The sequence below is a fragment of the Tenacibaculum soleae genome (assembly GCF_001693415.1).
Lineage (GTDB): Bacteria > Bacteroidota > Bacteroidia > Flavobacteriales > Flavobacteriaceae > Polaribacter > Polaribacter soleae.
Genome location: NZ_MAKX01000024.1, coordinates 149,359 through 172,312, shown reverse-complemented (window position 1 = coordinate 172,312; position 22,954 = coordinate 149,359). Strand labels below are relative to the sequence as shown.

The following is a 22,954-nucleotide window of genomic DNA, read 5'->3' as shown; positions in this document are numbered from 1 at the left end:
ATTATAATGCCAATAGTTAATTTTTTAGATTACTTATTCTAATAATTTTGCCATTGCTATTTTAACAACTTCAATATTGCGTATTTTATTAGTAGCGCTAACATTTTTTTGCTTTTGTACTATTTGTCGTAATAAATTGATTCCTACTTTATCAAAATTATATTGTTTGTATTGAATACCTTTTGCTACAATATCATCTGCTAAATTTTTAATAGCTTCAGTATTATTACTGATCGCAATTTTATCGTAGGCCTTTTTATATAAAGATTGTATTTTTTTATTTTGACTTAAATACATTCCCGACATAACATTACCGGCTATAAAAACCAACTCATCATCATCATTTTCTTCTAAATAAATACGTGTTAAAGGTGTTGCTATAATGTTTTTAACTTCAATAGGTAATGTTTTTGATTTTTGAATAGCAAATGCTTTATCTATATAATACATGCCCACTAATGATTTACCTAATACTGCATATGATTTACTTTGCAACCCCTTTTCAAAAACCGACTTTAATTCTGGATCGGTTAATTTTCCTAACGTTTCAATAGCAGCTGCTTGTACCAAGGTTTTAGGATCACTCATTGCTATTCGCTTAATATTATCAATAACCTTTTTCTTTGAGCCTTTATAGATTAAATTGATGTTTTTTAAGGCTAAAATTCTAATTTTATAAAAATCATTATTCATTGCATTTGCAATGGCTTCAAAAGCTTTGTTATCATCTTGTTTTTTTGCAACTTCAAGTAACGCTTCTTTTTTATGTATATAATTATCGGCATATTTTAGTTGATGTATATAATCGCTTAATACTTTATTTTCAAGAATATCGCATAACAAAACCCCGTCTGCATTTACTTGAATTAAAGTAGGTTGTTTTGTAAAAGGAAAGGTAAATGATGCATCTTTACCTGTTACAAAAACGTTGTGACGAGTACGCTTGCTTCCTTCAAAAACATCAATAGCAAAAGGAAATTTAAATTCATTTGCTTGATTTTGAATAATATTTACCGTTACTGTTTTTCGTAATTTATTATAATCATACGAAATTTCTAAATTCGGGTGTCCACTACTAAAATACCATTGATTAAAAAACCAATTTAAGTCTTTTCCACTTACTTTTTCAAAAGCTAAACGTAATTGATGAGCTTCAGCTGTACTGTACTTATTATCAGTTAAATATTTATTTAATCCGGCATAAAAGGCTTCATCACCTAAATAGTTTCGTAGCATATGTAAAATTGCGCCTCCTTTATTATAGCTAACCGCATCAAACATATCTTCTTTATCATGATACTTAAAACGAACTAAATGTTTATCGTAATTTTGTCCGTTTTTATACCCTTCAATAGTTGCTAATAAATGAGCATCAGCATCTTCTTTACCGTACTTATATTCGCGCCATAAATACTCACTATAATTTGCAAAACTTTCATTAACGGTTAAATTACTCCAACTTTCAGCAGTTACTAAATCGCCAAACCAATGGTGAAAAGCTTCGTGAGCAATGGTGTTTTCTTGTATGTTTTCATCAATTAATTGCCCTGGCATTTGATAAGCATTTTCACCATGAATAACAGCTGTTGTGTTTTCCATAGCACCACTTACATAATCACGCCCAACAATTTGCGCATATTTATTCCAAGGATATTCTATTCCAGTAATTTTTGAAAAGAATGCTAACATTTCAGGTGTTTTTCCAAAAATATCTTTTGCATAAGGTGCATATTTTTTTTCTACATAATAATCTACCGGAATATTTTTATACGTGTCTTTTATAATTTCATACTCCCCCACTCCCATAAAGAATAGATATGGTGCATGTTTTTGCGTAAAATTCCAGTAATCGGTTCTTGTTCCGTTGGTATTATTTGTTTGCTTTTCTAATTTTCCGTTTGAAAGTGTTACATATTTATTAGGAACGGTTATATAAATTTCTTGTGATGTTTTTTGATTTGGAGCATCTATTGTAGGAAACCAACAACTGCTTGCTTCAGTTTCTCCTTGTGTCCAAATCTGTGTAGGTTTATTTTTATCTAACCCTGTTGGATTGATAAAATACAATCCTTTAGCTGATGTTATCGCTGCACTTCCTTTTTGTTTTACTTTTTCAGGACGTGCGGTGTACTTAATATAAAGTGTAAAGTTTTCATTTTTTGTATAAGCACGAGGTAAATCAATTATCAACTTAAAATCATCGTAATTATAGTCTAAATTTTGGTTATTCATCGTTATTGTATGAATAAGCATTGCTTTAGCATCTAAAGTAACTTTATTCGTTTTATAAAAGTGTGGCTTTAATGTTATCCATGCTTCACCATTTAACTGCTTTTCCTTAAAGTTAAAATCAACTTTTAATTTTGTGTGAATTAAATCGTGAACTTTATCTTTTTCTGCTCTATAATTATTTTCAGACTGTGAAAATAATGTAAGTGAAAAAAAAAGTATTGTTAAGGTAAGGGCTTTTTGAAGCTTCATAAAATATTTTCGTTTGAATGTCAAAAATAGGAAAATCTATTGGGAGGCTTGTTAATGAGTCGTTAAAAAGAAAAAGCCATCAATAAATTGATGGCTTTTTTATACTTTAACTATTAAGATTACTCCACAGTAACTTATTCAGTTTGATTTGTTTGGTTTTTATTTTTTCCTAAAAGAGATTTAAACTGACTTAAATCTAAATTATTTGCATCTACTTTCGATTTTTTCATCATTTCCATAATCTTACCAGGGTTCATGTTATCTCCTAAAATACGTGCAATACCAACGCCCATTTCTTTACCATAACCAAAAGCTATAATTTCGTTAATAGCATCGGTTTTTCCTGAATAGTAAATTGCAGCATGCATGCCATCTTTTTTAAAATTGATTAATTTTTTGTAGTCAGAATTTTTTAAAATTGCTTTTAATTTATTTTTTTCTTCTTCATACATTTTTACGTCAGTATCTTTATATGGTAAACCGGTAATGTTCACTTTACGAATACTTTCAAATGCCTTTTTATCTTCTTCTGATGCTTTATCCATACTTAATTGAAGTACACTTGCAGGAACATCTAACGTTATAAATTCTTTTTTATCTTGACTTTCTACTAAATATCCTTGTAACGATGTTTCTTTTTTACAAGAAACAGTAGCAAAAACAACTAATAATAATGAGTACATAAATATTTTTTTCATATTGATTCTTTTTTAGGGTTTATAAAAAAGGAGTAAGAAATACATTACTTACTCCTGTATAAAAGTGATTTTAGTTATTACTAACCTTTACATTTTTTTCTTTTGAAAATGTTTCAACTAATTTCGACATTTTATTAATATCGATTGTTCCTGTTAAAGATACAATAACCGATTCTGCCGCCCCTTTTTTAGAACCTTTGTCTTTTACAAACATTAAAACTTCGCTAACAAAATCTTTATTTTTTGTTGATTTTACATAAATTTTAACACGTGATCCTTTATCCTTTACACGCATTAATTCTATTAAATTATTTTTAGTAACTGATGATTTTACCATCCCTTCCATCTGTGAAGAAATAGCAGAATCTTCTGTAGTAAAAACTTTTAATTCTTTTAAGTCTTTTATCATATTAAAAACTTCAATAGCTTCGTTGTCTCCTGAACCTACATTAAATTTTGATAACATTTCAAAAGCATCTTTATTTACTACTACTGATGATACTTCATCGATGTCTTCTAATTTATCAAACATTGATTGCCCAAAAGTTAAGTTTGCTGTGAATATGAATACGAATATTATAATTATATTTTTCATGATTGTCTTGGTTTATTAAGTACTTGGTTTTACTTTGTTTTTTTATTAATTTACTTTACTAATTACTTTATTTACTGTTTTTTCGTAGGTGTTTAAATGCGCTAAAGCTTCATTTCCTTTGTTTAAGTTGTTTGAAACGGCATACAGTGCCTCGTTTCCTTTGTTTAAATTGACAGAAAGTAGTTGTAACGCTGCTGTTACCTGCGCAAACTGTTTTCTTTGTTGATGCTCTTGATACTTTTCATTACCTACAAATACACTAAATAGTAAAACGACTGACGCTGCTACCGATAACCATTTCCAGTTCTTTTTAGTTTTCTCAGGTTTTAACTGAATGGTTTGGGTAAAGGTTTCGTTTTTACTTTGTTTAAAATAACTAAATAACATACTGTACTCTTGCAAATGAGGTGCCACATCATCAGAAGTAAAGTATTCTTGTAATACTTTTTCTTCTTGCAAGCTCGTTGTTGCTTCTAGGTATTTATGTACTAATTTTTCTATGTTAGCTAACTCCATAGTTATGTTGTTTTATTAATTGTTCTCGTATTGTTTTTCTTGCTCTTGATAAAGCTACTCTAACAGCAGTTGGTTTCATGTCTACCATTTTACATATTTCATCAAAATCATATTGTTCTATATCTCTTAATTGAATAATTGTTTTTTGTTGCTCTGGTAATTTTTCTATTAATTTATGTACTAAGCTTACACTATCATTATGCTCAACCTTTTTATCTAAAGACGTTTCCTTTTCTTTATAATTACTATGAACTAAAGTTAAATTACTAGCTTGTTTCGATTTTAATCGGTCATAACAATAATTCTTTGTCATCGTCATCGCAAATGCTTCTACATTTTTATAACCTGATAATTTCTCTTTATTTCTCCATAACTTAAAAATTAACTCTTGTGTAGCATCTTCAGCTTCTTCTCTAGAAACTAAAAGTCTTTTTGCTAAACGAAAAACTTTGTCTTTAAAGGGTAATACAACTTTTAAAAAATCTGATTGATTCATTGTTTAGTTAATTAATTTGTAAGCCATACTTTAAAATTACATCTTTATTAGCTGGTTTACATAACTACGACGACGTAGTTTTAAGTTTGTTACAGCAACAATCAAAAAAAATAATAATATTGATTAAATTGCGTTGACATTATAACTAATATACTCCTTATGAAATTATATAAAACATTACTTATTGTATTTTTAGCTTTTGCTACTATTTCTTGTAGCGATAAAGAAAATATTCCTACTGACATTCAAGTTCAAAATTTTGTTTGGAAAGGCTTAAACGCCTATTATTTGTGGCAAAAAGATGTACCTGATTTATCTGACAGACGTTTTAATAACAATCAAGAGCTTTTTGGATATTTAGATAATTATAATAATCCCGAAAATTTATTTTACAATTTATTACACATACCGAGTGAATATCCCAAAGATCCTAACAGAACTTATTCTTGGATTGTTGATGATTACATTGCCTTAGAACAATCTTTTGAAGGTACACGACAAACGACAGGAATAAAACTTAAAGGAGCTGATTATGCCGATGGTTCTGGAAATTATTATGTGTATGTATATGACGTTGTAAAAAATTCTGATGCTGAAACCAAAGGAATTGTTAGAGGAATGCTTATTACTGAAGTAAACGGAACCATACTAACAAAAGCCAATGTAAACACCTTATTTAGTGCCAATTCGTTTACGGTTCAATTAGCCGATTATAATGCAGGAAACCCTATAAGTAATGGCACAACGATAACACTAAATAGCGCAATAGTAACTGAAAATCCAATTAAAAAAACAACTGTTATTGTTGATGGTAGCCATACTATTGGTTATTTAATGTACAATCAATTTTCACGTGATTTTGATGGAGATTTAAATACCGAATTTGCTAATTTTAAAACCGCTGGCATTACCGATTTAATTATCGATTTACGATACAATGGTGGTGGGTCAGTGCAAACGGCTGTGTATTTAGGAAGTATGATTGCTGGGCAAGGTAATGATAAGTTGTTTTCTAAACAAGTTTGGAATAACAAAGTAATGGCTGTTAGAAACCCAGATGATTTTATTAATAATTTCACGGATAAAATTTTAAATAAAGACAGTAATGGAAACACTATTTTAGATGAAAACATTAATAATTTAAACTTACCAACAGTATATTTTATTGTTTCAGAAAATACCGCTTCGGCATCTGAATTAGTTATAAATGCATTATCTCCTTACATCAATGTAAAACTTGTAGGATCTCAAACTTACGGTAAACATGTAGGCTCAATAACCTTGTACGATTCTGATAACTTTTCGCGTAACGGCCCAAATTTTAAAACAAATCATGCTTGGGCAATGCAACCAATTGTTTTAGAAATTCAGAATAGTAATGGAGAAAATAAACCTGAAGGATTTATTCCTGAAGTAATTATAGAAGAAGATCCTGGTAATTTAGGCATAATTGGTGATATTACCGAACCATTATTAGAAAGAACCATACAATATATTACCACAGGTGCTAAAGGTGTTTCTGCAACTAAAAAAAGAAAATCGAACTTTGCTCCACAATGGAACTCTAACATGAAATATATTGATTATAACAATATGTATATCGATTTAAAATAAATGATTGAAACCAATACAAAAATCCAGCTTTAAAGCTGGATTTTTACTTTATAACAAGCTCATTTTTTGTATTTTTATTAGAAACTTTTAAATATGTCCTAAATTCTTGGTTAGATTTTTTAATCCTAAATCACACCACTCTTTTAAGCAATAACTTGACGGACGATTTGCTCCGACAGATTTTATTAAAATTTTATTTAATGGCTTGCAGAATAGTACTATTTTTATAAAAAGAAAAAAGGATAAAGAACAAAAACTATGAAAAAAATTATTTTTATTGCTATTCTACTTCGTCAAATAATGGTTTCAGCTCAAAATTGGAGCTTTGAATCTGGTGGAAATGTATTTGATGGAAAGTATAAGACATCAAGTATAAAAGGAAAAGGAACCGACTTCCCTTATAACAACCCATTACTTGTAATCAATCTTTTTAAAAATGAATCTTTAAATTTTTATATTGCTGATGCTGGTTACTTTCAAAATTTATCAGAAACAAATGTATTATGGATTTTCAATGATGAACTTGACACCCTCTACAAATCAGTTAATATTTCAAAGTCAGATAATAATAAAATTATATTTTTCAATGATTTTATAAATACTAAATCAAATGAAAGTATAAGTAAACTTGAATTTATTGAAAAATTAAAAACCGCTAATAAAGTAAATGTTAGAATTAAGGATAATTATGGAAAAAACGATATATCTTTTAGTTTAAGAGCAAGTACTAAGGCCATTAATTATGTTATTACCAAAGCATATAAAGAGAAAGTATTAGCTGAACAAAAAGAAGTTAAAAAGTTAATTGAAGAAGAAAAAAATAAAAAAATTGCAGAAGTAAATCGAATTAAAAAGTTAAAAGAACAAGAGAAAAGAAAAAAATTAGATAAACAGAATAAAATTAATAATAAAACTATTGAACTACTTTCAAGTTATGACCTAGATGACTCTGAAAAAAAAGTAATTATTAAGGAAGTTACGTCTGTTATTCAATCATATTCTATAGATATCAACAATATAAAAAAAATAAATATTAATATTCCTTTGGAAGGAACGACTACTTTAGTTTTGCTATATAAGTATAACAAATTCATAGCCGAAAAAAATATAGATATTCCTAATTATAGAAAAAAAATTCTAGACGCATTAGAAAAAAAAGGCTTTAATAGAATGTTATCATTATTAAGTAAATATGATTTTTCGGATATTGAAATAGATCGAATTTTGAAAAAAATTAATAAAAAACAATTTCAAGAAATAGAAAATAAAAAAATAATTTCAATAAAGTTTGAATATTTATCATACGCAACAAAAATAAAGCTTAATAACAAGGGTGAATCTGTAATTATTTCTTTTTTTGACAAACCTTTTTCAAAACAAATTAAGAAAAAAACAAGAAGAGTAAAAAACAATTAACTATACTTCTTTTTACAAGTGTTTTGTCACCTACTCAAAAAAGAAATACCAACTTTACTCCGCTTCAATAAATAAAAAATCCAGCTTTAAAGCTGGATTTTTACTTTACAACAAACTCATTTGTTGACTTATACTTTCATTCGGAATTTTTAAATCTGCTCCTAAGGCTTTGTTTACTTTTTTAATAAAATAAGCCGCTAATAAAGGTGATTCGACTTCTATATTCTGATGAATAAAAAAATGAATATTTTGCAACCCTAAATCGCTCCATTCTTTTAATCTATAAATCCAAGCATCTAAACGTTCATAATCCGTCGGATGATTTGCACCTACAAACCTAATAAAAGCTTCGTTGTTTGTTAAACGCATGTGCAGCATATCTCTCCTACATATATTTGTGTATGTATTATATATAACACATAAAATAACTATATTTAAAAACTTAAAATAGCACTATGGATTACATTAAACGTAAGTTTTTTATTTTATGTATTTATAATTTCTATATTGGAATATTCATTTACACTTTTTGGGCTTACAACAATATTTTCAAAATAAATAAAGATTCTGTTATACTACATATGTTTCCTTTTACGATTATAGGAGTGATTAGTTTCTTTTACATCCTTGAATATTTTAAGAAGGAAGAGTATAGAGTGAATAAAACACAATTTGCTAAAATACTAATACTGATTATTAAGACATACATCATTATATCATTAGTTATTGCACCTTTATTAATGTATAATTTTTTATTTTGGAAATTATTTTTCTGTTTATTAGGTTTAGGTAGTGTGTTCTATTTATTTTACTATTTTAGAACTGATAAAGATTTTTTATAAATAATATTTTTATTAAATAAATTTAGTAGTTAGCTTTTCATAACAATACATATAGTCATAAAGATATAAAAACCTTACTTAATTATAATAGTAAATACTTCAAAAAAATAATAAAGCTTTTACGATTACTAAGTACTTATACTAATTTATGCCTAATTACATAGCGATAACTAATTCATTAACTAACCACACATTTAATAAACTAACTTTGTTACTATGATAAAAACTATTATTGTTGATGATGAATACAATGCCAGAGAATTTTTAGAAAAACTATTAAATAGGTATTTATCAAATCAGTTTTTAGTTCTTGATAAATGTGAAAGTGTAGATGAAGCAAAATTATCGATAGAAAAGCATGAACCAGAATTAGTGTTTTTAGATATAGAAATGCCTAATAAAAACGGATTTGAACTATTAAAAAAGATTGAAGATAAAAAGTTTGATGTTATTTTCACAACTGCTTATTCAGAATATGCAATTAAAGCAATTAAAGAGAATGCGTTAGATTATTTATTAAAGCCAATAAATTATATTGATTTATTGGAAACAATTAAACGCTATAAATTATTACTTAAAAAAAGAACTAAAGAAAATAATTTAAAGATGATTTTAAACCAGATAGATTCTGGAGATTCTAATTATAATAAAATTGCTTTACCAACAGAATCTGGTTACGAAATTATAAATCCTAATAAAATTTTATACTGCAAAGCTGACAGTAATTACAGTTCTGTAACTTTTGTAAACGGTAAAAAAATAACTTTATCTAAAACATTAAAATATATTGATGAACTTTTACCAAAAACAAATTTTCATCGAATACATAAATCGTATCTAGTTAACTTAAATCATGTAGCGCGTTTTAATAAAACTGTAGAACTGTATGTTGAATTAAATAACGGTGAGCAATTACCTATAGCTTCCCGAAAAAAAGAAAGTTTCTTAAATGCAATACTTCATAAAAAATAAATTATTTCTTCTGATTTGTTTATTGTGCATTCGATTAGCATTCACACAAACATTTCCGTCAAAAAACATAACTACTTTAAATGGATTACCAAGCAACAGTATTTATTCATTAAAAAAAGATAGCAGAGGTATTTTGTGGGTTGGTACAGGTGCTGGAGTTTCTAAAATAGAAAACAATAAAATCTCTAATTTTTATAAAGAAGATGGTTTAGCTCATAATAACTGTTGGGCTATTGAAGAAGATAGTAATAATAATTTATGGCTTGGTAGTTATGGTGGTGGTTTAACTTTTTATAATGGTAACGGTTTCTCTGTTTATAACACTAACAACGGTTTAGTAAACAATTATGTTCGTAAGATATTTTACCATAACCAAAAGGTTTTTATTGGTACTAAAAATGGATTGTCAGTTATTGATATTAATTCCAAAGAAATTAAAAATGTAACAGATAAAGCAGATAATTCGTTTCAAATTATGGATTTCTTTTCTTACAAGAATGAAGTATATATTCAAACGTATCGAAGTGGCTTATGGAAATATGATGAAGTTAAAAATCAATTAGTTTTTTTACATCATAACTATGATTCAGTTTTTTCTATTTTCAAAAACAAAAATTCTATTCTGGTAAGTTTTGATGGATTCGCTCATAAAAATCAATCGATAAAAAAGTTCAACATTCTAGATTACATAAGCGGAATTAAACCAAATAGTGAGTTTGGAAATAGTGTTTTTTGGGACTTTATATTTGACAAAAACCAAAATATCTACGGAGTTGCAGATGGTATTAATTATCCTACAGGTGGAGTATTTAAAATAGACAACAAATCTATTGTAAAAGAAAACAATACATTCAATATAAAAAGTACTAAACAATGGTGTTTAGAATATGATAAAAACAATAATAATTTATTAATTGGAACTTTAGATAAAGGAATTTATAAAGTTAATCTATCAAAAAAGGTTCGTTTTTATAATAATATAAAAAATACTATTGACATTCAAACTAAAGAAAATGAAGCGTTTTTTCTTACAAAAAAAGGATTAGTTATAGAATCAAAAAAAAACAAGTTTCATATTTCTAAATTAGAATTCTATTCAAAATTTAAAGCTTATTATAAAAATAAGAAGTTATTGTTTAACGAAGGTTTTAGTGGGCATTTTCAAGGTAATAGCTTTAACGATTTAGAGTTGTTAAGTATAAAAAATTATAACAATGAAATTTGGATTAATACCACAATTGGTCTTTATAAATTATCTAATTCTAATAAATTAGAAAGTTACTTTCCTATTTATACCAATGCTTTTTATTTTACTTCTAAATACAATGCTTTTTTTCAAAGACCATATTCACAGGTTTATGCCATAGATAATATTGGAATGAATACTAAAAGCATTGTTTTTGAACTTAGTCATAAAAATAATCCAAGAGATATTATTTCAATAAATAAGATTGATAATAAGTTATATTTTTCTTCCAAGTTCTCTGGTTTATATCAATACAAAAAGGAACAGTTTACTTCCTATTTACAAGATAGTATTTGGAGTGAAAAGGAATTAACATACTCTGTAGTTAATAATAAAAAACAGTTAGTTATAGCAAATACTAGAGGCACTGTTTTTATAACAGAACCAAATGATAGTTTTAAAATAATAAACACAATTAAAAATAAAGAAATAGTTGGAAACACCATCTTGTTTTTAAAAACTTATAAAGAACATCTAATTATTGGAACAGAAAAAGGAATTAATTTATATAAAAATGATTCAATTATTTTCTTAGATGAAGAACAAGGAATTACAAATAAATTTTTTAGCTCAGCAACTGTAACCGACAATAAATTATTAGTAGGTACAGATAAAGGATATTATGAAATTAATTTGGATACTATTATTAATAATCTTAATGCTGAATATCATGAGTTTAATGTTTCAAACATTAAAGTAAATTATAAAAATATTGATTCTTCAAATTACAATTGGTTTCAATACACTAAAGAGTCAATTGAGTTACCTTATAATCAAAACACAATTTCGTTTAACTATAGTATAAACAACCATCCGTATCCAAACAAACTAAAATACCGATATAAAGTATCGAATAACGATTGGAGTCAGTGGAGTAATAAAAATACAGTGCGATTAAACTATTTAAGTAATGGCAACTATAATATTACTGGAGAGATAAAAGATTATAGCAATGGTAAAACTTATACTAATAGTTTATTAAAAGTAACTATTAACCCTCCTTTTTGGAAAACTTGGTGGTTTATTAGTCTCTTTTTAGGTATTGTATTATTTAGTTTTTATCTGTTTTATAAGCACAAAATCAATAGAATTAAAAAAGAACAACAGCTTAAACAAGATATTTACAAACGTGTTTCAGAAACTAAAATAGAGGCATTGCAAAGTCAAATGAATCCGCATTTTATTTTTAATGCAATGAACTCTATTCAAAATTTCATCATTGATAATGATATTGATAATTCATTAAAATATATGGGTGAGTTCTCAAAATTGATTCGTAAAACACTTCATAATTCATCACATCAATACATTTCTCTAGCAGAAGAAATTAGTTATTTAAAAACATACATAGAACTTGAAAATTTACGCTTTCAAAATAAAATTGACATCAAAATAAAATTTAATAATATTGATGTAAATACTACTACTATTCCTCCTATGTTATTACAACCAATTATAGAAAATGTGTTTAAACATGCTTTTAATAATAATTCTAATAATTCTAAATTAACTATTGATTTTAATCAAAAAAACGATTTTCTAATTTGTAGTATAATTGATAATGGTAAAGGGTTTAATAGTAATTTAAATATAGCTGAACATCAATCTAAAGGAATTAAATTAGTAAACGAACGACTACAATTATTAAACTTACCTTCTGATTCCTTTTCAATTACTTCATCTGCTTTAAAAGGAACAATTGTAACGATTACTTTAAAAAATACAACGCAAAATAATTTGTAAAAAAACAGCTCTTTTATTTGTTTTTCTTTGTTAAATAAAAAAACAAATATGACTGAACAAGTAAATTTTAACAAAGTAATAAATATTTTAAATGAAGAATTAGAGGCTAAATATGCTTCTAAAGATATGATTATTCCTTTTCCAGAGTTTGAGTATAAACAGAACCATCATTATTTTACTTACTCTAAAGACTATCAACATAATAACCTTATAACTTTTTTAAAGTGTCATGTATACATAAGTGGTATGTATGAACCTAATGAAAACAGTGAGGCTAAAGTAGTAGATATAAGTAAAGAATGGTTTAACAAATATATGGACACACTTATCAAACTTAAATTTTAACATGAAAAATATATTCATAATAATGATATGTATTTATACTATCATATCTTGTTCATCGACTATCCAAGAGGATATTTCTGATGACAATCCAATAGAAGATGGTGATAATATAGATAATCCGTTCGAAAACAATAATGACTTTAACATTTCATCTGTGTGCAAAATTGGGGAATCATCTTATAGTTCAAAACCAATAGATTTTGATAATGATGGAGATATTGATATAATATCTTATGAAAATAGAAATAGCTTTTTTTTATATAGGAATGATGGTAATAAAATTTATAATAAAGAGCTACTCAAAGAATATAAAACTACAAACTGGGCTTCTCCTTGTGATAACAAAACAATAGCAACTCTTGAGGTTGGAGACATTGATAATGATGGAAATCTTGATATTATTTTTACTAGTTATGTTAATTGTAGTGCTTATTCTACGGATTTAAGTAAAGTGGGGTGGTTTAAAAATTTAGGAAACAGTTTTTCAGATTTCAATATTATTAAATCATACTCAACAAAAAGCGACCCAAGACCTCATTCTTATGGAATATCTTATAGTCTTGTTAGTTCGGATTTTGATAATGATGGAGATATAGATTTTATTAATAATAATATGGATTTATTTATTAATGAGGGTAATTCAAATTTTAATATTCAATCGATTAACGGCTCTTCTCATTTTATGGAGTTAGTAGATTTTGAAAATGATGGAGATATGGATATTTTAACCATTGAAGGAGCATCTGCAAATTGGACTACTGGTAGAACAACATTATATATAAATGAAGGTTCAAATACTTTCTCAAAAAAACAGTTTTCTTTTAATGATGAAAGTATGTTAGCAAATGAAATGAGAGGTTCACTAGGTGATTTAACTGATTTGAATAAAGACGGCTATAAAGATTTAATTGTGGGTACTTCTAAACCTCCCTCTTCTGATATTTCTAACAACCAGATTAGAGTACCTAACGTTTATATATTATTAAGTAATAATAAATCTATACTAGATGGAGGTTATCAAGAATTACGAGTAGAATTACCTATAGAAGAAGATATATATTTGACTACTTATGATATTGTTTCAATTGATGTTGATAATGATTCTTTTAAGGATATAGTTTTTAATACTTCTGCTGGCTTATCTATCCTACATAATGAAAGTCAAGGTGTAAAATGGAGTAATCATGATAAATATGATAAAATAGGTGTTGTTTATTATATAAAAGAAGGAAACTACGATTCAGATAATGGTATGGAATTATTTGTAGGTGCTTCTAAAAATGGCGGAAGTCCTGTATTTGGTTATTATGGAGCTGCAAATATCTTTAGTTCTAATTTTTGTTATTAATAAATAAAAGAATATATCATGAAAAAAATAATAATACTTTTTGTAACAGCATTTACATTATTATCATGTTCATCTGATGATGGAATTGGTAATAATGAAAATAAAATAACAATTAACAATGAAGATTATAATATTTCTATTTTCTCAATGGGAAATATAAATGAGAATAATTTTTATATCGAGTTAATGGCTAATTCTTATTTTGAACATGGAGAAGGTTTACATTTAAGCTTTAGCATGTATAATTCTAACGGAACAAGTTTAGATGATGGAGTGCATACTTTTAATCATTCTTTATCACGTGAAAATGGCACTTTTTATAATGGTGATTATTTTGTTCAAAATAATCAATTTACATCTAATAATTTTGAAGAGATTGAAGGTGAAATTGTTAGTGGAACAGTTATAATTGAAAAAAACAATAACAACTACAAAATTACTATTGATTGTATTAATCAAGATGGGATTTCTGTTACAGGAATTTATGATGGTAATTTAACTGATTATTAAAATATAAATAAATGGAATCATAAAAAGTGATTCCATTTATTATTTATTCAATGCCAAAACTTTTTTAACTTTAACAACAGTAGTTGTAGATTTACCTACAATTTCAGCTACTTCACGAACTGTAAGCCCTTTATTTAGTTTTTTAATAATATTTGGGTGACGTTCTAATAATCTAGCATTAGATTGAGTTGAGCCAATCTTTCTACCTTTAAATTTACCCTCTGCCTGTGCTATTTTAATACCTTCTGCTGTACGTTCTTTTATGCGGTTTCTTTCCATTTCGGCAATAGAACCCATTACAGAAACCACGACCATTGCTATTGGATTTTTTTCACCATTTATTAAAGTTTCAAAGCCTTCTTTAATTGATTTTAGATTGATACCGTTATCAGTAAATCGTTCAATAGTATGCAATATGTCAATTAAGTTTCTACCAAGTCTATCGATACTATCTACTACTATTGTAATCTCTTCTTTGTTTAGACCAGTAACCGCATCGAATAACTTTGAAGCTTCTGGACGTTCTAAAAAAGGAACATTACCTTGAACTTTATCTATATATAAATTTTCAGCTTTAAATTCTCCATGAGATTTAAAATTAGTAATCTGGCGACCTGTGTTCTGACCTACTGTAGAAATTCTTGAATAAAAATAATACATTATCTAGCTTTTCAATAAAGATAGTGTATTATTTTTAAACTGCTAAATAAAATGATACAAAAGTAACGATTTAGCTATTATTTTTTAATTATAAACTGTGTTAGTAAAAGACTATAGTCTAAAAGTGCTACAAGTTATTATCTAATTATAATCTTACTTATTCAATCTTTCATAAACCTTCTTTAACATATAATCTTTCACCAAACTACCAAAATCATTATCATCCATCATTTTGGTAAAAATATCTTGATTTTGCTCCATTCTAGCAATTAACTTATCCATAAAAGCATCTTCAAAACCAAACTTAAAATTAGAAAGTGTGTTATTCTTTGCTTGTTCTGATAATTTATTATCAGCAATTAATTCGGCTTCTATTTGGTCAAAAAATAACTTATCGGCTTCATTAAATTCTGTACCGAATCTATTATTCAATACATTAATAATCTCAGATAATGCTTCTTGTTCTTCTTTACTCATGCGTATTCCAGCACCATCCATAACTTCTAAACTATATTCACCTTGGCTCTCCATAGCAATGTTTTGTTCTGCTACACGTTGAAGTCTGTAATATTCTAAAGAAACTTCATCGCCTAATTGAAATCTATCACTTTCATTTTTACGAGGTAGCTTCTTTAATAAAAATCTAGAATACGTAAATAGTTTTTCTAACTCCACATCACTAAACGGCATTATTTGAGTTAAAAATGAATACAATCTTGTAAAGGTTTGTAATGCATGTTTAAAATTATCTTGCGTAATTTCAGTACCAATTACATCATCTTTGGTGTTCTCTTCTGGTAGTTGTTTAAAACGGTCAACTGCTGGGTCTACAAAAGCATTTAATTTACCCTGTTCTTTTACAGATAATGCTTTTGCTGATTTAAAAAACACATTACAAAAACTATCCACCTCCGAATCCCAAATAATTTGTCCTTTTTCAATTTCAGATTTTAAATCATATAATTGATTAGGGTCTGTTGTATTTTCTACTGTGGTAAGTTCGTAATACGGTTGAAAAGAGTTTAATATGTCTTCGGTATCGTTAGTAAAATCAAGAATAAAAGTATCTTCTTTACCAGCATGCATTCTGTTTAACCTAGATAATGTTTGTACACATTTTACTCCAGATAACTTTTTATCTACATACATTGTATGTAATAACGGCTGGTCAAAACCTGTTTGATATTTATCAGCCACCAAAAGTAATTGGTATTCATCAGAAGCAAATTTTTTAGGCAGTTCTTTTTCCTTAAATCCGTTTAGTTCTACCTCAGTTACTCCTTCTGGGTACGCATCATATATTACTTTTCCAGAAAATGCTACTACAGTTTTTATATCAGTATATTCTTTCTCTTTAATATATTTATCAAACTCTTCTTTATAACGAACAGCATGTAATCTAGAACCTGTTACCAACATTGCTTTTGCTTTCCCTCCAATTTTTTTAGATACAACTTGTCGGAAATGCTCTATAATTACTTCGGTTTTTTGTGCCAAGTTATGCGGATGTAAAGACATAAAACGCCCGATTGCTTTGGCTGCTTGTTTTTTATTAACTTTTGGGTCGTCTTCAATTTCTTTAGATAACTTAAAGTATGTTTTATACGTTGTATAATTTTTAAGAACATCCAAAATAAAACCTTCTTCAATAGCTTGTTTCATGCTATATACATGAAAAGGTTTTGGTATTCCTTCTTTATCTGGAGTTCCAAATACTTGAATTGTTTTGTCTTTTGGAGTTGCTGTAAATGCGAAAAAACTAAGGTTATCTTGTTTTCCTCTAGCTTCCATAGATTTGCGTATCTGGTCTTCGGCATCTTCATCTAAGCCAGAAGGCATGTCTTCTAAAACAGCTTCTTCTAATGACTTTGCAGATAATACTTCTTTAAGCTTTTTTGTTCCTTCACCTCCTTGGCTAGAATGTGCTTCATCAATAATTACTGCATATTTTTTAGCTTTTAGTTCTCCAATTTTTTCTATAATAAACGGAAACTTCTGTAACGTAGTAATAATAATATTTGAACCAGCCGTAATAGCATCGGCTAACTGTTGAGAATTTTTATCTATTTTTTGAACTACGCCTTGTTTGTGTTCAAATTGATAAATAGTGTTTTGTAACTGACTATCTAATACTTTTCTATCAGTAATAACAATGACAGAATCAAATACTCGTTCGTTTTGAGTATCGTGTAAACTTGATAATCGGTAAGATAACCACGCAATGGAATTAGATTTACCAGAACCAGCTGAATGCTGTATTAAGTAATTTTGACCAGCTCCTTTTGTTTTAGCGTCTTTAGTTAATTTACGAACGACATCCATTTGGTGAAACCTTGGAAATATCATGGTTTCCTTTTTCTTTTTTACGCCATTTAGCTCGTAAACTTCCACATCTAAATGTAAAAATTTTCCAATAATATCCATAAAGCTATCTTTAGCCCAAACGTATTCCCATAAATACTCAGTACGATACCCATTTTTATTTAGCGGGTTTCCAGCTCCGTTATTAGCTCCTAAATTAAAAGGCAAGTAGCGTGTTTTCTTACCAGCCAGCTTTGTGGTCATGTAGCATTCGTCTGCATCTACAGCAAAATGTACCAACGTACGCTTTTTAAATTGAAATATCGGTTCGCTCGGCTCTCTATCAAAAACATATTGCTTTTTAGCATTGCTAACATCTTGACCAGAAAACTGATTCTTTAGCTCGATTGTTGAAACTGGCAAGCCGTTTAAACTTAACACCATATCTAGCGAGTTCTTACCATTACGCTCGTAGTACAACTGCCTTGTAACAGCTAAATGATTGCTACGATATAAAACCTCAGCTTCTGGATTTAAGCTACTTTCTGGACGAAAATACGCCATGTTAAACTTAACACCATAATCTGTAAAACCATTACGCAAAACCTCCAGCGTACCTTTAGAATCCAACTCTTTAAGCAAGCGTTGAATAACCTTTGTTTCTACCGCATCTTTATGAATATTAGCCAGCTTATCCCATTGTTTTGCTTGCGAATTTTTAAGAAACTCGATAACGTATTTTGGAAAAACACCTAAATCTGCATCATAATCTGTAGAATGCCCTTTAACATAACAGCCATCTTCTAATAACGATAATTCTATTGCTGCTTCAAACGTTAATTCTGTATGTATGCCTTTTGCCATAACTCTTTTTTTAATTCAAAACTTCTTCTCTAACATCTACTTTTCCTGTAACTACTTCGCTAATTAATGCGGTTTTGTATTCTTTTAGTAAGTCGATTTCTTGTTGAGTTTTTGAAATTACTGTGCTAATTCTTTCAAATTCAATTTCTATAAACTCATTAATTTTTTCTTGTTCCTTTAACGGAGGATAAACAAAAGTAACTGCACTTAATTTTTCCTTAGTCAAGTGAGCTATACTAATTCTGTTTACTATTGCATCAAAATGACCTTTTTCGCCAAATAAAATAAATTGACTTAAAAAATAATGAGAATTAGTAATGTTTTTAAAAGTAACCTTATGAACAGAATTTTGGATATAACACTCATTTAGTTCATCATTCCATATACAAGTTCTGCCAACTTCACCACCTTCACTAACTAATAAGTCATTTTTAAGAATTCTGTATTTTTCCAATTCCGATTTAGAAAACCACATTTTTTTTACATCTTCTACATTAGGAGTATTCCATTCTACATTTTTAGCTCGTAAATATGGTTTTAATTCATAATCTCCCTTATCCTCATTGGTTAACATTTTACCTAATACAACATTTGCAAAATATTTCAATTTTTTCACCTCCCAATGCGCTGGAATCTCACCCAGCCACTCAATACCCGAATCTTTCATGGGCACATTTGTATTGAGTCCTTTGGTAACCGCTTGATTAATCATTGCCGTGCGCTCTTCTTGTAATAAGCTTATTAACTGCTCTTTTTTAGCTATTAAACTATCTAATTGTGCTGTTTTGTGGTTGAGGTAATTGGCTATTTGGGTTTGTTCTTCTTTACTTGGGCAATAAAGTCTAATACCTTTTAAAATATCTTGACTTATATTAGGCTGTCCCCCTCCAATAGCTAAATTAATTATATGTTCTTTATTTCCTTTAAACCAATATTGTAAAAAATGAATATCAATTATATTAGACTCATTAAATACACAACAAGCTTGATTTGTAGTCGTTTCAAATTGAAGTAAAGCTGTCTTTCCTATAGTAGCCCCATACATAGCAATAACCAAAGAGCCTTTAGGAAATAACTTTAAAGAAGAATTATCTTCTAATGCTTTTGGTGTTACTTTTTTTGCACAAGAATATAATATTCCATCATTTAAATCTCCTGTATTTAACCAATTAATTGTACCATTTTCGTAATAAATTGGATTTCCAGATTGTGGAGTTGTACCACTACCAACTTTTTTAAATGCGTGACTTATTTTCCATGACTCCCAAGAATCTGGAACTTCACCAATCCATTCGACACCAGAATCTTTGTATGTTTTGTATTGCTTCATACTACAAGTTTTCTTTAGTTAAATGAGCAATTGTTTTGTCAACTATACCTGTATTTTCTGCCATAAAATAAGTGCTTAAAACATTTGTGAAAGCTTCTCTAAATGATTCACCTTCTTTTAAAAAATTATGGTGGTTATATTTAGCAATATGAGTTCTTAATTTGGATTTGCTAGAATTTCCATGAGTTATTTTAGCAGTATGTGTATCTATATGTTTAAATAAATCCTTTTGTTCTATTTGATTTACTTTGTTATTAAGGCTATCCCAAGATTCATAGCAAAACCAAAGAGAATTATCTAAAAGTATTTTTTTAGAATCGTGAATCCAAAAATACATATCGGGGTGTTTATCTTCATTAACAAACCAACTTTTTACTTTTTTGTATCCAAACATTTTAAAAGTTTCAATTATTTCATTATCAATAAACCGTACAGATTCATCTACTTTATGTTGAATGTTTTTAATGTGTTTTCCTTGTTTGGTTAATACGTTTACTAATTCATTCATTTTTGGTTGGTCTGTTCTTGTTTTGTAATGAGACTCTATTGTTTTTATGTATTCTTTTAAGTAAAAAAGGCTGAGGTCGTTTGTTTTTGTACCTATAATTAAGTTTTTTTGAACCTTACGTATTAGCTCTTTATGTGTAATATTAATGTATTTAATATTATTGTTTACTACACATTCTTTTCTTGGTAGCTTAGGAATAGAAAGTATAACACCAATTACGTTATTAGAAAACTTAGCTTGTGCGTGTTCCCAATAGGCTTTTAGTGGATTGTTAAGAGTGTGGTTTATTTTATTTTCAATAATAATTGTCCAATCACTACCTTCAATACTAACATCAATACGTTTTTGTTTTTCCTCGTCTTCAATTGCTCTACGAGTTACATCTTCGGTAAGCACATTAAAATCACCAGTAAAGGCTTCAATATCTATTCCAGTTCCGTCTTTTTGCTTTTCTTTGAGTAATTCTTTTAAAGCATCAATAAAAAGAGTGTTAAATTGATGCTCTTCTTTATTGTTTAAAAAGTAAGCTAATACTCTTGAGTTGATAGTTTCTTTAGTTTGAACACCAAGTATATCGTATATATTCTTTTTCCTTTTAGCTGGGAGTTTAGGTAAACGAACTGCTACGTTTTCTATAACTTTTTCAAAGTCAGTCATTACTGCATTACCTTTTTAATTAAACCATCGGTTTCAGTTTCTAATGCTAAAATATCGGCTTTAATATCCGCTAAAGACCTTAGTGGTTTGTACTTGTAAAAGTATTTTGTAAAGTTAATTTCGTAGCCAATTTTAGTTTTCTTTTCGTCTACCCAAGCATCTGGTACGTGTGGTAGTACTTCACGTTTCATATAATCAGCTACTTTTTCTTTTAACGGGATATTTTCGGTATCACGTAATTTGGCATCTGCTTTTGGTTTTCCTTTTTTATCGGTAACTGGTTTTCCGTTTTCTACTAAAGGACGTTCTACAGTTACTTTAGCGTAACCAAAATCGGTATTATCAAATATTTTACAATGCTCACTGGCTTTAAAATCACCATATAGTTTTGTAATATCTGTAATATGTTCATCAGATAGTTCATTACGTTTACTACCTAAAGATTTACTCATTTTCTTAAAGTAATCTACCGCATTAATTAGTTGTACTTTACCTTTTCGTTCAGTAGTTTTATGATTACTAATTATCCAGATATAAGTGCTAATACCTGTATTGTAAAATAATTGATTTGGTAACGCTATAACAGCTTCTAGTAAGTCGTTTTCTATAATCCATTGACGAATTGTACTTTCGTTTTTCTTGCTACTTGGTGAGCCAGAAAACAATGGTGAACCATTAAATACAATCGCTAAACGAGAACCACCTTCGCTTTTAGGTTTCATTTTAGACATTAAATTCATTAAGAATAAAAATGAGCCATCACTTACAGAAGGTAAACCAGCACCGTAACGACCACCATGACCAAGCAATTGATGTTCTTCTGTTACTTCTTTTTGAACTTTACCCCATTTTACACCAAATGGTGGATTGGTAATTAAATAGTCGAATTTGTGATTTATAAATTGGTCGCCTTTTAGCTTTTCAGTGTCTTTACTTTTTAAGCTATTTCCTCTGGCTATATTATCTGGTTTTTGCCCTTTTATTAGCATATCAGATTTACAGATAGCATACGATTCTGGATTTAATTCTTGTCCGAATACTTCTAATCGAGCATTTGGATTTAATTCATTCAGATATTCTTCGGCTACAGATAACATTCCGCCAGTACCCGCACAGCAATCAAAAATTGTTTTTACAATTCCCTTTTGTGTTAAGATTTCTCTATCGTTCATAAACAATAGATTTACCATTAAGCGAATTACTTCACGAGGTGTAAAGTGTTCTCCAGCGGTTTCGTTAGATATTTCGGCAAATTTTCTGATTAGTTCTTCGAACATATACCCCATTTCCATACTAGAAATTTGGGTTGGATGTAAATCTATTTCTTGAAAACGTTTCAGTATCATAAACAGTAAGTTCGATTCATCCAACTTTGTAATTTGGTTCTCAAATTCGAACTGTTCTATAATTTCTCTTGCTTCTTCTGAAAAACCATTAATGTAGTTTCGTAAGTTAGAAGCAATATTATTTGGGTCTGCAATTAGTTTATCAAAATCGAATAAACTTGAATTATGAAAGTTATATCCAGCTACTTTATTTAGAATCGGGTCAAGATTCTGAATATTCATAGTCTTTACTTGCTCATGCTTTTTTAAAACATTTGCTTTTGTAGCTTTTAAAACGCAATCTAAACGTCTTAAAACAGTTAGTGGTAATATTACTTTTCCGTAGTCACTTTGTTTGTAGTCTCCTCTTAATAAGTCTGCTATCGACCAAATAAAATTGGCAGATTCTTTAACATTTGTCATTCAGCTGGTTTATTTTTATCTAAAATATGTTAGTACATATTTTGTGTCCTAAATGTATCAATAA

The 22,954-nt window shown here is 28.2% G+C and carries 18 protein-coding genes; 7 read left to right on the top strand and 11 right to left on the bottom strand.

Translation table 11 applies throughout. The features are described 5' to 3' along the window. Positions 1–33: 33 nt before the first annotated feature. From BA195_RS11840 to BA195_RS11820, 5 genes are all read right to left on the bottom strand, one after another. Positions 34–2,481, bottom strand: a complete 2,448-nt coding sequence (locus BA195_RS11840) for a M1 family metallopeptidase (RefSeq protein ID WP_068705746.1) — start codon at positions 2,479–2,481, stop codon at positions 34–36. A 134-nt stretch (positions 2,482–2,615) separates the two neighbouring features. Further along, the gene (locus BA195_RS11835) at positions 2,616–3,179 is read right to left on the bottom strand and encodes a DUF4252 domain-containing protein (RefSeq protein WP_068705744.1); all 564 of its coding nucleotides are present in this window, start codon (positions 3,177–3,179) and stop codon (positions 2,616–2,618) included. A gap of 70 nt (positions 3,180–3,249) precedes the next feature. Continuing rightward, complete coding sequence (locus BA195_RS11830) at positions 3,250–3,774, bottom strand: DUF4252 domain-containing protein (protein ID WP_068705742.1); 525 nt, start codon at positions 3,772–3,774, stop codon at positions 3,250–3,252. Positions 3,775–3,819: 45 nt separating this feature from the next. Then, positions 3,820–4,290 carry a hypothetical protein gene (locus BA195_RS11825; protein ID WP_068705740.1) on the bottom strand — a complete coding sequence of 157 codons (471 nt, stop codon included), beginning with the start codon at positions 4,288–4,290 and terminating at the stop codon, positions 3,820–3,822. After that, positions 4,277–4,786, bottom strand: coding sequence for an RNA polymerase sigma factor (locus BA195_RS11820; RefSeq protein WP_068705736.1), 510 nt, complete (start codon positions 4,784–4,786; stop codon positions 4,277–4,279). Before BA195_RS11820 ends, BA195_RS11825 begins: the two co-directional genes overlap by 14 nt. A 159-nt stretch (positions 4,787–4,945) precedes the next feature. Between BA195_RS11820 and BA195_RS11815 the strand changes: the two genes are divergently transcribed. Together BA195_RS11815 and BA195_RS11810 are read left to right on the top strand one after the other, a co-directional pair. Then, positions 4,946–6,400 (top strand): S41 family peptidase, encoded by a 1,455-nt coding sequence (locus BA195_RS11815; protein ID WP_068705735.1) that lies wholly within the window; start codon positions 4,946–4,948, stop codon positions 6,398–6,400. Between the two features lie 258 nt (positions 6,401–6,658). Continuing rightward, the gene (locus tag BA195_RS11810) at positions 6,659–7,816 is read left to right on the top strand and encodes a hypothetical protein (protein ID WP_068705734.1); all 1,158 of its coding nucleotides are present in this window, start codon (positions 6,659–6,661) and stop codon (positions 7,814–7,816) included. A 105-nt stretch (positions 7,817–7,921) separates the two neighbouring features. Here the strand turns inward: BA195_RS11810 and BA195_RS11805 are convergent, their stop codons facing one another. Beyond that, positions 7,922–8,185, bottom strand: coding sequence for a DUF72 domain-containing protein (locus BA195_RS11805; RefSeq protein WP_338116850.1), 264 nt, complete (start codon positions 8,183–8,185; stop codon positions 7,922–7,924). A gap of 689 nt (positions 8,186–8,874) precedes the next feature. Here BA195_RS11805 and BA195_RS11800 point away from each other — a divergent pair. The 5 genes from BA195_RS11800 to BA195_RS11780 are packed head-to-tail and all read left to right on the top strand — an operon-like array spanning position 8,875 to position 14,822. Further along, the gene (locus BA195_RS11800) at positions 8,875–9,630 is read left to right on the top strand and encodes a LytR/AlgR family response regulator transcription factor (protein WP_068705730.1); all 756 of its coding nucleotides are present in this window, start codon (positions 8,875–8,877) and stop codon (positions 9,628–9,630) included. Continuing rightward, positions 9,608–12,619, top strand: coding sequence for a sensor histidine kinase (locus tag BA195_RS11795; RefSeq protein ID WP_084443195.1), 3,012 nt, complete (start codon positions 9,608–9,610; stop codon positions 12,617–12,619). The genes BA195_RS11800 and BA195_RS11795 overlap by 23 nt, the downstream gene beginning before the upstream one ends. Before the next feature lie 48 nt (positions 12,620–12,667). Continuing rightward, positions 12,668–12,964: a hypothetical protein gene (locus BA195_RS11790; protein WP_068705726.1), complete on the top strand. Its 297-nt coding sequence runs from the start codon at positions 12,668–12,670 to the stop codon at positions 12,962–12,964. A gap of 1 nt (position 12,965) precedes the next feature. Beyond that, complete coding sequence (locus BA195_RS11785) at positions 12,966–14,312, top strand: FG-GAP repeat domain-containing protein (protein ID WP_084443193.1); 1,347 nt, start codon at positions 12,966–12,968, stop codon at positions 14,310–14,312. An 18-nt stretch (positions 14,313–14,330) separates the two neighbouring features. Then, complete coding sequence (locus tag BA195_RS11780) at positions 14,331–14,822, top strand: putative periplasmic lipoprotein (RefSeq protein ID WP_068705722.1); 492 nt, start codon at positions 14,331–14,333, stop codon at positions 14,820–14,822. A 39-nt stretch (positions 14,823–14,861) separates the two neighbouring features. On the opposite strand, the gene BA195_RS11775 is transcribed toward BA195_RS11780, so the two are convergent. The 5 genes from BA195_RS11775 to BA195_RS11755 all read right to left on the bottom strand — a co-directional run bounded on the left by BA195_RS11775 (position 14,862) and on the right by BA195_RS11755 (position 22,890). After that, positions 14,862–15,482, bottom strand: a complete 621-nt coding sequence (locus BA195_RS11775; protein ID WP_068705721.1) for a recombinase family protein — start codon at positions 15,480–15,482, stop codon at positions 14,862–14,864. Positions 15,483–15,635: 153 nt separating this feature from the next. Then, positions 15,636–18,647 (bottom strand): type I restriction endonuclease subunit R, encoded by a 3,012-nt coding sequence (locus tag BA195_RS11770; protein WP_068705717.1) that lies wholly within the window; start codon positions 18,645–18,647, stop codon positions 15,636–15,638. A 10-nt stretch (positions 18,648–18,657) separates the two neighbouring features. Further along, positions 18,658–19,977, bottom strand: a complete 1,320-nt coding sequence (locus BA195_RS11765; RefSeq protein ID WP_068705715.1) for a restriction endonuclease subunit S — start codon at positions 19,975–19,977, stop codon at positions 18,658–18,660. A 1-nt stretch (position 19,978) separates the two neighbouring features. Further along, a complete protein-coding gene (locus tag BA195_RS11760) occupies positions 19,979–21,142 on the bottom strand; it encodes a PD-(D/E)XK nuclease family protein (RefSeq protein WP_068705713.1) in 1,164 nt (387 codons plus the stop codon). After that, a complete protein-coding gene (locus BA195_RS11755; RefSeq protein WP_068705708.1) occupies positions 21,142–22,890 on the bottom strand; it encodes a type I restriction-modification system subunit M in 1,749 nt (582 codons plus the stop codon). The genes BA195_RS11760 and BA195_RS11755 overlap by 1 nt, the downstream gene beginning before the upstream one ends. Positions 22,891–22,954 lie beyond the last annotated feature (64 nt).

Bases quoted from the DNA above. Each gene is read 5' to 3' on its own strand.
- BA195_RS11840 (WP_068705746.1), bottom strand. From the start codon at position 2,481: ATGAAGCTTCAAAAAGCCCTTACCTTAACAATACTTTTTTTTTCACTT.
- BA195_RS11835 (WP_068705744.1), bottom strand. From the start codon at position 3,179: ATGAAAAAAATATTTATGTACTCATTATTATTAGTTGTTTTTGCTACT.
- BA195_RS11830 (WP_068705742.1), bottom strand. From the start codon at position 3,774: ATGAAAAATATAATTATAATATTCGTATTCATATTCACAGCAAACTTA.
- BA195_RS11825 (WP_068705740.1), bottom strand. From the start codon at position 4,290: ATGGAGTTAGCTAACATAGAAAAATTAGTACATAAATACCTAGAAGCA.
- BA195_RS11820 (WP_068705736.1), bottom strand. From the start codon at position 4,786: ATGAATCAATCAGATTTTTTAAAAGTTGTATTACCCTTTAAAGACAAA.
- BA195_RS11815 (WP_068705735.1), top strand. From the start codon at position 4,946: ATGAAATTATATAAAACATTACTTATTGTATTTTTAGCTTTTGCTACT.
- BA195_RS11810 (WP_068705734.1), top strand. From the start codon at position 6,659: ATGAAAAAAATTATTTTTATTGCTATTCTACTTCGTCAAATAATGGTT.
- BA195_RS11805 (WP_338116850.1), bottom strand. From the start codon at position 8,185: ATGCGTTTAACAAACAACGAAGCTTTTATTAGGTTTGTAGGTGCAAAT.
- BA195_RS11800 (WP_068705730.1), top strand. From the start codon at position 8,875: ATGATAAAAACTATTATTGTTGATGATGAATACAATGCCAGAGAATTT.
- BA195_RS11795 (WP_084443195.1), top strand. From the start codon at position 9,608: ATGCAATACTTCATAAAAAATAAATTATTTCTTCTGATTTGTTTATTG.
- BA195_RS11790 (WP_068705726.1), top strand. From the start codon at position 12,668: ATGACTGAACAAGTAAATTTTAACAAAGTAATAAATATTTTAAATGAA.
- BA195_RS11785 (WP_084443193.1), top strand. From the start codon at position 12,966: ATGAAAAATATATTCATAATAATGATATGTATTTATACTATCATATCT.
- BA195_RS11780 (WP_068705722.1), top strand. From the start codon at position 14,331: ATGAAAAAAATAATAATACTTTTTGTAACAGCATTTACATTATTATCA.
- BA195_RS11775 (WP_068705721.1), bottom strand. From the start codon at position 15,482: ATGTATTATTTTTATTCAAGAATTTCTACAGTAGGTCAGAACACAGGT.
- BA195_RS11770 (WP_068705717.1), bottom strand. From the start codon at position 18,647: ATGGCAAAAGGCATACATACAGAATTAACGTTTGAAGCAGCAATAGAA.
- BA195_RS11765 (WP_068705715.1), bottom strand. From the start codon at position 19,977: ATGAAGCAATACAAAACATACAAAGATTCTGGTGTCGAATGGATTGGT.
- BA195_RS11760 (WP_068705713.1), bottom strand. From the start codon at position 21,142: ATGACTGACTTTGAAAAAGTTATAGAAAACGTAGCAGTTCGTTTACCT.
- BA195_RS11755 (WP_068705708.1), bottom strand. From the start codon at position 22,890: ATGACAAATGTTAAAGAATCTGCCAATTTTATTTGGTCGATAGCAGAC.